The 12837-nt window shown below is 67.0% G+C and carries 9 protein-coding genes; 3 read left to right on the top strand and 6 right to left on the bottom strand.

Translation table 11 applies throughout. The features are described 5' to 3' along the window. Positions 1-33: 33 nt before the first annotated feature. The 4 genes from ACZ5CM_RS02185 to ACZ5CM_RS02170 all read right to left on the bottom strand — a co-directional run bounded on the left by ACZ5CM_RS02185 (position 34) and on the right by ACZ5CM_RS02170 (position 3867). Entirely contained in the window at positions 34-909 is an 876-nt protein-coding gene (locus ACZ5CM_RS02185; RefSeq protein ID WP_464640859.1) for a CpsD/CapB family tyrosine-protein kinase, read from the bottom strand. A 169-nt stretch (positions 910-1078) separates the two neighbouring features. Next, positions 1079-1798, bottom strand: coding sequence for a sugar transferase (locus ACZ5CM_RS02180; protein WP_464640858.1), 720 nt, complete (start codon positions 1796-1798; stop codon positions 1079-1081). Positions 1799-2245: 447 nt separating this feature from the next. Further along, the gene (locus tag ACZ5CM_RS02175) at positions 2246-3340 is read right to left on the bottom strand and encodes a hypothetical protein (protein WP_464640856.1); all 1095 of its coding nucleotides are present in this window, start codon (positions 3338-3340) and stop codon (positions 2246-2248) included. Continuing rightward, positions 3340-3867, bottom strand: a complete 528-nt coding sequence (locus tag ACZ5CM_RS02170; RefSeq protein ID WP_464640854.1) for a thioesterase family protein — start codon at positions 3865-3867, stop codon at positions 3340-3342. The genes ACZ5CM_RS02175 and ACZ5CM_RS02170 overlap by 1 nt, the downstream gene beginning before the upstream one ends. A gap of 133 nt (positions 3868-4000) precedes the next feature. On the opposite strand from ACZ5CM_RS02170, the gene ACZ5CM_RS02165 reads away from it, so the two are divergent. From ACZ5CM_RS02165 to ACZ5CM_RS02155, 3 genes are read left to right on the top strand one after another with little or no spacing between them, the layout of a single operon-like run. Beyond that, on the top strand, positions 4001-4741 hold the full coding sequence (locus ACZ5CM_RS02165; protein WP_464640852.1) for an ABC transporter ATP-binding protein: 741 nt from the start codon (positions 4001-4003) through the stop codon (positions 4739-4741). A gap of 7 nt (positions 4742-4748) precedes the next feature. After that, complete coding sequence (locus ACZ5CM_RS02160) at positions 4749-7112, top strand: ABC transporter permease (RefSeq protein ID WP_464640850.1); 2364 nt, start codon at positions 4749-4751, stop codon at positions 7110-7112. Between the two features lie 38 nt (positions 7113-7150). Beyond that, entirely contained in the window at positions 7151-8356 is a 1206-nt protein-coding gene (locus ACZ5CM_RS02155; RefSeq protein WP_464640848.1) for an efflux RND transporter periplasmic adaptor subunit, read from the top strand. A 9-nt stretch (positions 8357-8365) separates the two neighbouring features. Here the strand turns inward: ACZ5CM_RS02155 and ACZ5CM_RS02150 are convergent, their stop codons facing one another. Both ACZ5CM_RS02150 and ACZ5CM_RS02145 read right to left on the bottom strand, forming a co-directional pair. Then, complete coding sequence (locus ACZ5CM_RS02150) at positions 8366-9703, bottom strand: MmgE/PrpD family protein (protein ID WP_464640847.1); 1338 nt, start codon at positions 9701-9703, stop codon at positions 8366-8368. 463 nt (positions 9704-10166) lie between these two features. Beyond that, on the bottom strand, positions 10167-12824 hold the full coding sequence (locus ACZ5CM_RS02145) for a TRAP transporter large permease (protein ID WP_464640845.1): 2658 nt from the start codon (positions 12822-12824) through the stop codon (positions 10167-10169). Between the last annotated feature and the right edge of the window lie 13 nt (positions 12825-12837).

Below are 12837 nucleotides of genomic sequence, written 5' to 3'. Positions count from 1 at the left end.
GTGCCGCCCGTGTCGGCATGCGCCAGTTGTCCTCTAGCATTCCACCCTGTCGCGGGTTCGCCTGCGCACCCGGTTGAGCACCACGCCGAACAGCCGCGTGCGCCCTGCGAATACCCGTTCGCAGGCCTCGATATCGGCGGCGGTGGTGGATTCGCCGTCCGCGACCAGAAGCACGCCGTCCACATGCGGAAGAAACGCCGCCGCATCGTCATGCACCAGGACCGGCGGCAGATCGTAGAGCACCACGTCGGGGCGCAGCGCCGAGAACATCCGGCCGAGCGACTTGGCCGTGCGGCCGTCATGCAGATGTTCGGCGGCATCCTTGTCCGACGCGGCCGCCATGCCCAGCGCCAGGGTCTCGCCAACCCGGACGAACTGTTCGCGCACCGGCACCTCGCCACCCAGAAACCGGCGCATGTCGCCATTGGCGGGCACGCGCGCGCCCAGCGCCGCGGCCACGCCGGGTGTCCTGAGATTGAGATCCATCAGCACGGTCCGGCTGTCGGGAATGCGCGCAAGGCTGAGCGCCAGATTGACCGCCGTGAAGGTCGCTCCGCACCCCGGCAGCGGCGCGGCAATGGCGACGCGGCTCCAGCCGTTGTCGCGCAGCGCCTGCAGCAGACGCGTCCGCAGCAGGTCGAAGGCCCGCGCGGCCGGATCGTCCCGGCAAAGGTTGACAAGCGGCCGGTCGCCGCCCCGCACCGGCCCCTCGATGGTCGGCTGCGCAGGCAGGAAGGGCCACTCATCGCCGATCCGGGCCGGAAGGTTGGTCACCGGCGACGGCGCGGCATCCTCTTCGCCGCGAATGAAACCGTCCTCGTCGGGGCGCATCGGCCTTTCCCCTCCCGCCAGTTCGGGAGAGAGATGCGCCCTGCGCCTGCGGAACCGCTTGAACCCCTGCTCGGTCATGGCCGTCCCGTCCTCCGGGACCGAACCGGCGCCGCATTCCTGTCCAGGGCCCGCTGCATCGAAATCCCTCATTCCCTTTCCCCCGGCGGGATCATAGCAGAAGCGCCCCGCGGGTCACCCGCCCGCGGCGCCCGCGAAGGGCCGGGAAACCGCGTGGCGGCCCGCACGATCAGTACCCCGTGCGCCGCAGGACAACACCCGCGGTGCGAAACAGGATCGACAGATCGCCGGGCAGCGACATCGAGGCACAATAGGCGGCATCGACCGTGGCACGATAGGAGAACACGCTTTCGTTGCGGGCCGAGATCTGCCACAGGCCGGTGATTCCCGGCCGGACCGCGAAATAGGCCCGCGTATCGCCGTAAAGCCCGAGCTGCTCGGGCATCATCGGCCGCGGCCCGACAAGGCTCATGTCACCCCTGAGCACGTTCCACAGTTGCGGCAGCTCGTCCAGCGACGTGATCCGAAGGAGCGCGCCGACCCGGGTCACGCGCGGGTCGTTCTTGAGCTTCTGCGTCCTTTCCCATTCCTGCTGCAACGCCGGATCCACGGACAGGTAGTGCTCCAGCAGTTCGTCGGCATCGCGGACCATGGTGCGCAGCTTCCAGATATGAAAGCGCCGCCCGCCCCGGCCAAGACGCTCCTGGCGATAAAGCGGAAAGCCGCTTTCAATCCACAGCGCGAGCCCGAACAGCACCATGACCGGAACGGTCAGCGGCGCCGTCAGAAGAACCAGGGCGACATCCAGCACCCGCTTTCCCGTGTCGGGGTACCAGCCCGACCGCACGCCCGAACTCAGGCGTGCCCGCCCGTGATGCCCCCCGGCCCCCAGCCGGCGGGAGCGCCCCCCGGGATTCAAATGCGCTCCCGCCGTGAATTTCCTGGTCACGCGGACTGGCCGAACGGCAAGCCCGGTTCGCGAAAGATCTTTCATGACGTCCCCAATCGTGGCAGCGGACGCCGGCCGGAAGCCGGCAGTCCGGAAACCCAACCAACAAACCCCGGCCAAGCAGAAAACCGGGATTCCACCCTTTACTGTCTGCCGTTTGGCGACCCCCTCGCTTCCGGCAAATCGGCAAATTCAAGACCCGTTTGCGCCCCGAAATTGCCACAATTGAATGTATCACGATGGGACGGGGAATTAACTTTTCTTGACGAAACAGAACGTTTCAGACGGAAAAATCACGAAAATTCGATCATTCTTTCAATTCTTCCAAAAACAATAGTCTTGCAAAATACTTATTGTTTTCATTTTGGAAACAGTATGCATGAATGCAAGAATCAGTCGGAGTGCGCGGGATTCGCCGAAAATGTGGCGAAATCGGGATTCCCCCCCTCACATCCGAATTGTGGCGCCGCGCTCACCCACCTTCCCGGCGGGGTCCGGACATGCGGCAATGGCCGCATCCGGCTGCGCCCGGAACTGCTGCGCGGCCGCCTCGAACACCGGCGCCAGGGGGGCGGTGACGCGCGTGCGCACCGCGAAATGGGCGCCGACCCGCAACAGCTGGATGACGAAATCGGGATGCACCCCGGCATCGTCCAGCTCCCGCACCCTGCCCTTGGGCTGCCACCCGCGAAGAGCGGCCTCGCGCAGGATCAGGCCGATCCGGTGCGCCGCGTGAAAGGTGGTGTAGATCGCGAGATAATCCAGATAGTCCTCGCGGCGCCGGTCACGGCCCGGGTCGAAGGCATCGGCAACGATCTCCTCCATGACGGCGGGGGCGACCGGCCAGGTCTCGTCGGCCACCAGCCAGGCAACGTCCTCGGCCCCGTGGCGCAGGCCGGCATATTCGAAATCGAACCAGCGGACCCGGTTGTCATACCCGATCGCTGCATTTCCGGCCCGGCAATCCCACTTGACGAAGCACCACCCCGGCCGGGCCACGGCGGCGCAGGCCGCAGCATGATCGAAGCCGCCAGGGACGCGCTGACCGAACGACCGCAGAACCTCGACCTGCCCGACGAAACGGGCCACCCAGTCACGGCGCACCCCCAGATGCGGCAGCCGCGCCCGCAGCCCCGGCCGCGCCGCCGCACGCTGATAGCGGAAAATCGCGGCAACCGCCTGTGCGGCCAGATCGACCTGAGCCTTTCGGCGATAGAGCGCGATGCGCTGCGCCAACCGGTCATGCCCCACGTCGGACTGGAACAGGACGTTGCGGCTGAGGCCGAGGAATTTCGGCGTGTCGTCGCAATGCGCGCCCAGATGCTCGAGCAGTTGCGCCTCCAGCCGGGTGCGCGCGGGATCGGCACGCATCGTCGCAATGACCGAGCGACCGGCAAGCAGCAGGCGAAAACTCGACCGCCCCTCCCCGCCCGGAGCCGAGACATGGCGGACACGCTCGCCGAAATGGGCCTCGGCCAGGGACAGGATGCGCGAAAGGCGGGCATCCGACCGGGTTTCGGTGCCGGGCGACAATTCCGGCATCAGGCGCCGGCCGGGGCGCGCCGTCTGATTGCCAGCGGCGCACCGATCTGCGGCGCCCGTGGCAAGGCGGCGTGATCCGCCTGCATCCGGGCAAAGCGGCGGCAGGCCCAGTCCGGATAGGGTGTCGAGCGCCGCGCGCCAAGATCCACGTTCACGACCAGAACTTCCTGCGTGGCGGTGATACGCCCGTCATCCGTCACCATCTCGGCAAAGAAATGCAGCCGCTTTGCATCGTGATCGAGTAGCCGGAAGCGGACCGAGAAGCGCTCGCCTTCCAGCATTTCGGCCAGAAAATGCAGATGCGCCTGCACCACGTAGGGCCCCTGGCCCGACGCTTCCACATGCTCGACCCCGACCCCGAGATGTTCGCTGAGCATGACGTCGAGCGCCTGATCGAAGGCTATGCTGTAATAGCCCACGTTCATGTGGCCGTTATAGTCGATCCAGTCCGCCTGCACGGTGCGGCCGGCCACCACCACGGGGGCCGGATAGGGGCCGTCATGGCCGGTCAGGGGGTGATCCGTCATGGAATTCCTCTCGCGCTGGGACATGCTTTCGTGGCGGCACTCTGGCCGGATTGCCGCCTTTCGCCAAGCCCGGCAGTTGAAATTTGCCGCCATGAGGGAAATGCTGGCAACCGGGACACGGAGGCCGGAACCGATGACGAGACCCAACCCCCAAGCGGGCGCGACCGGACCTGCCAACAGCTTCACCACCCGCGACCTTCGCAAGACCTACGGCGAAGGTCCGACGGCGGTGCACGCCCTGCGCGGCGTGGATCTCGAAATCCCCGAGGGCGAAATCGTGGTCCTCCTCGGCGCCTCGGGCAGCGGCAAGTCCACGCTTCTGAACATTCTGGGCGGTCTGGATCGCGCCTCCGCCGGCGTGGTGATGTTCCGCGACCTCGTTCTTTCCGACATGACCGACCGCGAACTGACCCGCTATCGCCGCGATCACGTGGGGTTCGTGTTCCAGTTCTACAACCTGATGCCCAGCCTCACCGCGCGCGAAAACGTCGAACTGGTGACCGAGATCGCCCGCAGCCCGATGGACCCGGACGAGGCGCTGGCGCTTGTGGGTCTTGGCGCCCGGGCCGACCATTTCCCCTCGCAGCTTTCGGGCGGCGAACAACAGCGCGTCGCCATCGCCCGGGCGGTGGCCAAGCAGCCCGACGTGCTGTTCTGCGACGAGCCTACCGGCGCGCTGGACAGCGTCACCGGACGGGTGGTGCTCAAGGTGCTTCGGGACGTGAACGAAAAGCTGGGCGCGACGGTGTTCATCGTTACCCATGCCGCTTCGCAGGCGGCAGTTGCCGACCGGGTGATCCGGTTCGTGGATGGCGAGGTGAAGGAGGTGATCGAGAACACGGCGAAGAAGGCCCCGGAAGAGATCGAATGGTAGCTCCGCCATGTCCCCTCTGAACCGGAAACTCGCCCGCGACCTGTGGCGGATCAGGGGACAGGCCGTTGCCATCGGCATGGTGATCGCCGTGGGCGTGCTGCTGCTGGTGATGATGACCGGGTTGATCGCATCTCTGGAAGAGACCCGGAGGGCCTATTACGAACGCTACCGGCTGGCCGAGGTGTTCGCTCCGGTCGCGCGGGCGCCCGATCACCTTGCCGCTGCGCTGCGCCGGATTCCGGGCGTCGCCGCGGTCGAGACGCGGGTCGTCGGGCGAGCCCTGATCGACATGAAGGGCATGGCCCTGCCGGTTCAGGCAAGGGCGGTTTCCCTGCCCGAGCTGCGCCCGCCGGACGTGAACGCGATTCACCTGACCGAGGGGCGGATGCTGGAGGGGGGGCGCGCAGACGAGGTGATCGTTCTCGACAGCTTTGCCCGCGCCCACGGCCTGCGGCCGGGCGACCGCATGAGCGCAACCATGAACGGGCTTCGCCGCAGCTACCGCATCGTTGGCCTCGCGCGCGCGCCCGAATTTCTCTACGCCACGCCGCCGGGCGAAATGGTGCCCGACGACGCCCGGTTCGCGGTGCTGTGGATGAACCGGCGCACGCTCGCGGGCGTGATGGAGATGAAGGGGGCCTTCAACGAAGCGCTCATCTCGCTGACCCGCGATGCCGAACCGGCGGCGGTGATCGCCGCCACCGACCGGCTGCTGGACAGGTATGGCGGCCTAGGCGCCTTCCGGCTGAAGGATCTGCCCTCGGACCGTTTCATCGGCGAGGAAATTCACGGCCTGCGGACCTCGGCCGGCATCGTGCCGCCCGTATTCCTCGCCGTCGCCGCCTTTCTCCTCTACATCGTGATTTCGCGCATGGTGCAGGCCGAACGCGAACAGATCGGGTTGCTGAAGGCGTTCGGTTACAGCAACCGCGAGGTCGGCGGCCACTATTTCCGCATGATCCTGACCATTGCCGTGCTGGGGGCGCTGGCGGGGTGCCTCATGGGGATCGTGGCCGGACGGGCCATGGTGAACCTGTATCTCTATTTCTACAAGTTCCCCTTCCTCGTGTTCCGGCTCGATCCGTCCTCGTTCCTCACCGGCTTTGCCGTCAGCATCCTGGCGGCCTCGGCAGGCGGGCTGCTGGTGCTGCGCCGGGTCTTCGCCCTGACCCCGGCGGTGGCCATGCGCCCGGCGGTTCCCCCCGACTACAGCCGCACGGGGCGGTTTGGCGGTTTCCTGAACCGGTTTCTCGACCAACCGACGCGCATGGTTCTGCGGCGCCTGACCCGCGCACCGGCACGGATGGCCGGAGCGGTGCTGGGCATCGCCGCGGGCGTGGCCCTGTCCGCCGCCATGACCTCGGTCATGTCGAGCTTCGACGAAATGGCGGACCTGACCTTCGGCGTCGTGGACCGCAGCGACATTACCGTCACCTTCACCCGCCCGATCGAGGCGCGAAGCATCTTCGAACTGCAGCGCCTGCCTGGCGTGATCGAGGTCGAACCGGTAAGGCTGGTTCCCGCGATCCTGAGCCACGGCCCGAAAACCTACCGCGGCGCGGTATTCGGAATGCGGACGATGCCACGCCTGAACCAAGCGGTGGATCGTCGCCAGGCGCCGATCTACATTCGCGGCGACGGGATCATCCTTTCCGTGGGCCTTGCCCGCACGCTGGACATCCGCCCCGGCGACGTGCTGACGCTGGACGTGCGAGAAGGCCGCCGGCCGCGCGCCGAGGTGCCGGTGATCGCGGTGGCCGAAACCCTGCTCGGGTCGCCCGCCTACATGGAACTGAACGCGCTCAACCGTGCGCTCAGGGAACCGCTGCGCGTCTCCGGGGCCTTCCTGCGCATCGATCCGGCACGCGCGGACGAGGTCTTTCGCCGGCTCAAGTCGATGCCGATGGTTGCCGGCGTGAGCCGCAAGTCGGACAGTCGCCGGTCACTGGAAAGGATCATGGACCAGGGCGCGGGCGGCATGCGCTACGTGATGGCGGCCATCGCGGCGGTCATCACCTTCGGCGTGATCTACAACGCCGCCCGCGTGGCACAGGCCGAACGGGCCCGGGATCTGGCCAGCCTGCGCGTGCTGGGGTTCTCGCGCCCGGAAGTGGCCTTCGTGCTGCTGGGCGAACTGGCGGTCGTCACCCTGCTGGCGCTGCCGCTGGGCGGGCTGGGGGGATGGGCGCTATCCTTCGCGATCTCGCGCGGGTTCAGCACCGACATCTACCAGATCCCGCCGATCTTCAGCCTGGAAAGCTATGGCTGGGCCATGGTCGTCGTCGTCGCGGCGGCGCTGGCGTCGGGCTGGCTGGTCAAACGTGATATCGACAGGGCGGACATCGTTGCCGCCCTGAAAACGACGGAGTAGATCGCATGGCGCCCAGACGCAGACGTTCCCGAAAGGTGATGACACTGGCCGCCGCACTCGTGGTGGCGGCCGCTCTTGCCGGGGCTTTCTGGCCGCGCGCAACGCTGGTGGACATGGCCGAAGTGCGCACCGGCCGGATGGTCGTCACCATCGACGAGGAAGGCCGGACACGGGTACGCGAACCCTATATCGTGTCTTCCCCCGTCGGGGGCGACCTGCAGCGGGTGGAACTCGAACCCGGCGACCGCGTGAAGGCCGGGGATCTGGTGGCGCAGATGCACCCGGCGCTGCCGGCTGCACTTGACGTGCGGACGCGCGAACAGGCCAAGGCCGCGGTGGACGCGGCCGAAGCCGCTCTGCGCGTGGCAAGATCCGACCTCAAGGCGGCCCAGGCAAAAAGCGACTTCGCCCACAGCGAGCTGGCGCGCATCCGCAAGCTGGTGGAACGCAACATCGTCTCGCGGGTTCAGCTTGAACGGGCCGAGCAGGAGGCCCGCGTGGCCGATGCCCAGCTGGAAACCGTGAAGGCGGCCATCGCCATGCGCGAGGCCGAGGTCAACAACGCGCTGGCCCAACTCATCAGTTTCGACGATCTCGGGCTGGCCGAGGCAATGACGACCAGGGCGCTGAACCTGCCCACGATTCCGATCACCGCCCCGATCGACGGCACCGTGCTTCGGGTCATGCACCGAAGCGAAACCACCATCCCCGCGGGCGAGGCGATTCTCGAAATCGGCGACGTGGAACATGACCTCGAAATCGTGGCCGAACTTCTTTCGACCGACGCCGTTCAGGTCGAGAAGGGCGCGCGTGTGGTGATTACCAACTGGGGCGGGGACAAGGACCTGGAAGGCGTGGTCAGCCGGGTCGATCCCTTCGGCTATACCAAGCATTCGGCCCTGGGCGTCGAGGAACAGCGGGTCCGAACCGTCATCGACTTTGCAGGCGCCGAATCCGAACGCGCCCGGCTGGGTCACGGATACCGGGTCGAGGTGCGTATCGTCATCTGGGAAAGGGACAATGCCACCATCGTGCCGTCGGGCGCGCTGTTCCGGCAGGGGCGGGACTGGGCGGTGTTCGTGGTCCGCGACGGGCGCACCGAGCTGCGGCCTGTCGAGATCGGCCGGAACAACGGAATCGACGCCGAAGTGCTGCGCGGCCTGAAGGGGGGCGAGCAGGTGGTTCTTTTCCCGTCGTCCTCGCTGAGCGAAGGGCAGAAAGTCGCCCAGCGGCAGGTGGAATGAACGGGGCCGTCAGGCTGCGGCTTCGGCGAAGAACCGCGCAATGTCGGGTGCGGCCGGCCATGTGAGAACCCACGAAAAGCCCGACGGGTCGCGGCCCGTGATCTCGTGGAACTTGGCCGCCAGGCGTTCGGGGCTCATCGGGTTCAGGGGTGCACCGAGGGGATGGACGCAGGATGCGTGGATGCTCTCGTTCGGCCCGAAATGGATGGTCAGAAGATCGGGCTGCCCCGGATCGTGGTCAAGCGCGGGGGTCCGCGCGGGTTCGGAGGCGACCGTCGTCAGCCGGATCAGCCGCTCCACCTCCGGGTCGCGCCAGAAACCGGCGTCGATGTCCTGAAGGCCAAGCCTGCCATGCACGAGCATCTGGGCAATGCAGGCAGGAACCGAAAGCTTGGCTTCCTCCGCCGTCTCGGGCAGCTCGACGGGGGGTATCACGTCGTGAAAATCGGGAATCGTGGCGTGCAGGGCGGTGATCTCGTCCAGCCGCCCCGCGACCCTGTCGCGCAGGCGCAGGGCGATGGTCATCTGCCGGTGCGTGCTGGCGCAGGATGGCCACGGCTTCAGGATCACCCCGCGCTCTTCCAGCGCCCAGGGCCGGCCAAGGCACGAGACCGCATGGCGAAACCGCTCTTCGCTTCCTGCGCCCAGCAGACCTCCGAAACCGCGTGCATCGTCCAGAACCTCGGGCCGGGCGGAAATGCCCGCCGCAGCGAGGCGCACTGCCTCGAACCCGGCGCGGGCGGCAAAACCGGCCTGAAGCTGTTCGGCATTGGTCCCGAACTGGAGCATGTAGCCCACCGCCTGTGTTACCGCGATGGCAAGGGCGTCGGCGGTCTGGTCCCGATTCAGGCGGTTGAGCCGGGCGACTGCCGCCGCCGCACCCACCGCACCCAGCGTGGCCGTGGAATCGAACCCGCGCCCGTGGTGATGCAGCGTCACCGCCTGCCCGATGCGCGAGATCGTCTCGAACCCGACGCAATAGGCCTCGAAGAACCGGGCCCCCGAAGCGGGGCGCATATGCGCCGCCGCCAGGAGCGCCGGGACCATGACGACGCTGGGGTGCGAACACCCCACCTCCTCCCAGTCGTCAAGTCCCAGCGCATGGCCCGCCACGGCATTGACCAGAGCGGCATGACCGGGTGCGAACGAGGCGGTCGTGCCCAGCGCGGGCACCTCCCCCGCCGCAATTCCGGCCAGCCCGTCCCTGGCCCGCCGGGCGGGATCACTGCCCGAACCGGCCAGGATGCAGCCGAAACAATCCGCAACCGCAGCCGCCACCATCGGCTCAAGCCGCGGGGCCGGTTCGGAATCGACGACGAATCGGGCAATGTCGGAAAGCGCGGTCATCCCCCGCCCCTTCCGCAAGGACGCGCAGGCATGCCGCGTCCGAGTGGTTTCAGCCGCCAGTCGGGAGGAAGGCAGGCAACCGCCCGGGTGGGTGCCAATGTGCCCGCCACGAGGGAAAGGAATGCGACCGATGCCCGCCCACTCCCCGTGTCGGAAAAGGGATGGCGTGCCATGCACGAGGCAGAGCCGGTCAACGGCCCGAACATATCCACGCCTTTCCCGACAAGCGCCGCACCGGTCGCTTCCCGCATCGTCAACAATCCCGAACTCGTTACCGACTCGACGGTAGCAGGGATGGCTTGCGCCGGCCAACCCCAATATGCGGGTAATGGACGACCCGCCGCGCGCCTTGCGACGCTACGTCACCGGCAAGGCCGAAGATCGGCGGCCCGGTAGCGGAAACGCCAGGACGCCCGGCCCGCATATCCGGACCGGGCGTCCTGCCCCACCTGCGCGACTGCGATCAGAAGCTCAGGGAAATGTCGCGATGGTTCGCCGCACAGGAGGCCATGTAGAGCGCCTGCTCGCGCGTGAAGCGCGGCTGCACCCGGATGCCCAGCGTGCCGCGGATCACCTCGATATAGGCAGAAAGCTCGGGCCGCAACGCCTGCGCCGCCCGGTCGCGCCAGGCTTTCTGCGCCTCGTATTCGGCAATCGCCTGATCCAGATACTCCAGCGCCTTTTCGCGATCCGGCTTGCGCTTGTCCTTCAGCTTGCGACGCGCCTTGGACAGAAGCTTCTTGACGTCGCCGGCCCCTTCGACCGCGTTGAACCGCTTGGCAAGCTGATTGACCAGCTCATGCGTCTCGGCCTCGGGGCGGGTCTCGACGATGCCGCGCATCTCGCGCAGCGGCTCTTCCAGCGCTTCGAATTCCGCGGTCGCGTCAAGAACGGCAACCAGCCGGGCGATGCCCTCATAGCTGGCATCCGCATTGCGACGCCAGAGTTTCCGCGCGTCGTCCTCGGCCTTGACCAGCGCAGAGAAGGTCGCGTGGGTTTCCTCCCATTCGGCCGGGATGCGCGATTTCAGCGCGTCGATTTCGGCATCGATCCGCGCCAACCGGTCTTCGAGGCGCAGCTTGCGTGCCGGCTGTTCGCCTTCGCGGATCCGTTCGATCTCGGTCCTGACCTCTTCGCGGTCGGCTTCGAGACGACGGATGTCCTTCTCGATGTCGCGCACGCGCGCACGGATCGGACGATAGGCTTCAGCCGCCTCAGCCACTTTCTCTGCGGCCCGCTCGGCCTCTTCCAGAGACGCGATGGCCGCTTCGGCGCTGTCGATGGAGGCACGAAACTCCTTCGCCAGCTTGTCCGGCAGCAGCGAAACGTCCAGCCCCCGCACGCGGGCGATCGCGTTGGGAACGTCGTCGCTGGCGGCGAGTTTCTCGGCCACGTACTGCTCGAGGCAGGGTTGCAGTTTCGGGTTACGCGGCGGCGGCGCGGTTTCCGACAGGTAATTCACCCGGGCCGGCAGGTAGTTCACCAACGGCGGATACCAGGCCACGATCACCAGCGCCGTCAGCTGCAGCAGGATGAAGGGAATGACGCCCTTGTATATCTGCAGCGTCTTGACCGCCGCCGGGGCCACTCCGCGCAGATAGAACAGCGCAAAGCCGAAGGGCGGGGTCAGGAACGAGGTCTGGATGTTCAGGCCGATCATCACGCCAAGCCACACGGCGGTCACGTTGGCGCCGGGATCGGCCAGAAGGATCGGCGCGACGATCGGCACCACGACCACCGAGATCTCGATGAAATCGAGGAAGAAGCCGAGGATGAAGATCACCGCCATGACCACGATGAACTTGGCCCAGAAACCGCCCGGCAGGCCGTTGAGGAACTCGCGCACAAGCTCCTCGCCGCCGAAGGCGCGGAAGGCCGAGGTGAGGATCGCCGCCCCCATCAGGATGACGAAGACCAGCGAGGTGGTCTTGGCAGTGTCCAGCATCACCCCGTGCATGGTGCGATTGATCCGCAGCACCCGCAGGCCGCTCCAGACCAGCGAGACCAGCAGGCCCACCGAACCGGCCACGCCGATCCAGATCCCGGCCATGTCGCGGCCGTCGCGGATCAGCTTGACGTTCATGTCGTAGTTCTGCAGCGCATAGACCAGCACCCCCAGAGAGACGATCCCCAGGATTGCCGGCCAGTACCTGTCGCGGTCGCGTTCATGCAGACGGTAGCCGGCCATCACCATGGCCCCGGCGGCACCGATAGCGCCCGCCTGGTTGACCGTTGCGACGCCCGCGATGATCGACCCCAGCACCAGGAAGATCAGCGTCAGCGGCGGCACCAGCGTCAGCGTCACCCGCTTCCAGAATTCGAAGCTGTAGGTGCCTTCCGTATGCACCGCCGGCGCGGCCTGCGGGCGAATCAGCGCAAAGACCAGGATGTAGAGCATGTAGAGCCCCACCAGAACCAGCCCCGGGATCAGCGCACCCAGGAACATCTCGCCGGCGCTGGTTGATCCCACGTCGAAGATCGACGGCATCGAGAATTCCCCGGTGGCCGCCTTGTAGAGCCCCTGCCGCAGAACGCCGGCCTGGTCGGTGGCCGAGGACAGCTGGTCGGCCAGGATGATGAGCACGATCGAGGGTGGAATGATCTGCCCCAGCGTCCCCGACGCGGCGATCGTGCCCGTGGCCAGCGGCGTCGAATAGTTCGACCGCATCATGGCCGGAAGGCTGATGAGGCCCATGGCCACCACCGTGGCACCCACGATGCCGGTGGTTGCCGCCAGCAGCGCGCCGACGAACACCACCGAGATGCCCAGACCACCCGGCACCGGGCCGAACAGCTGCGCCATGGTCACCAGAAGATCCTCGGCGATCTTCGATTTCTGCAGCATGATGCCCATGAAGATGAACAGCGGCACGGCTATCAGCGTGTCGCGCTCCACCACCCAGTAGACGCTTCGCAGGTTGGTCACCCCCGCCGACAGCCACTGCCACGGCCCGCCGTTGAAGAAATAGGCGCTCGGGTCTCCGGCGAAGACCAGGCCGGCTCCGCCAGCCAGCAGGATGGTCAGCACCGCCGAGCCGGGCAGCGCGAAGGCCACCGGGAAACCCGACCCCAGAGCCGCGACCATCAGCAGGACAAGAACGATCAGAAAGAACAGTTCCATCTCATTTCCTCAC

The organism is Piezobacter thermophilus, from assembly GCF_055386745.1.
Note: the sequence above shows the minus strand (reverse complement) of the source record. Positions and strands in the feature narration are given on the sequence as shown.

Excerpts from the sequence above, each read along its gene's own strand:
- ACZ5CM_RS02175 (WP_464640856.1), bottom strand. The coding sequence starts at position 3,340 with ATGCCGGAATTGTCGCCCGGCACCGAAACCCGGTCGGATGCCCGCCTT.
- ACZ5CM_RS02155 (WP_464640848.1), top strand. The coding sequence starts at position 7,151 with ATGACACTGGCCGCCGCACTCGTGGTGGCGGCCGCTCTTGCCGGGGCT.
- ACZ5CM_RS02165 (WP_464640852.1), top strand. The coding sequence starts at position 4,001 with ATGACGAGACCCAACCCCCAAGCGGGCGCGACCGGACCTGCCAACAGC.
- ACZ5CM_RS02185 (WP_464640859.1), bottom strand. The coding sequence starts at position 909 with ATGACCGAGCAGGGGTTCAAGCGGTTCCGCAGGCGCAGGGCGCATCTC.
- ACZ5CM_RS02170 (WP_464640854.1), bottom strand. The coding sequence starts at position 3,867 with ATGACGGATCACCCCCTGACCGGCCATGACGGCCCCTATCCGGCCCCC.
- ACZ5CM_RS02150 (WP_464640847.1), bottom strand. The coding sequence starts at position 9,703 with ATGACCGCGCTTTCCGACATTGCCCGATTCGTCGTCGATTCCGAACCG.
- ACZ5CM_RS02145 (WP_464640845.1), bottom strand. The coding sequence starts at position 12,824 with ATGGAACTGTTCTTTCTGATCGTTCTTGTCCTGCTGATGGTCGCGGCT.
- ACZ5CM_RS02160 (WP_464640850.1), top strand. The coding sequence starts at position 4,749 with ATGTCCCCTCTGAACCGGAAACTCGCCCGCGACCTGTGGCGGATCAGG.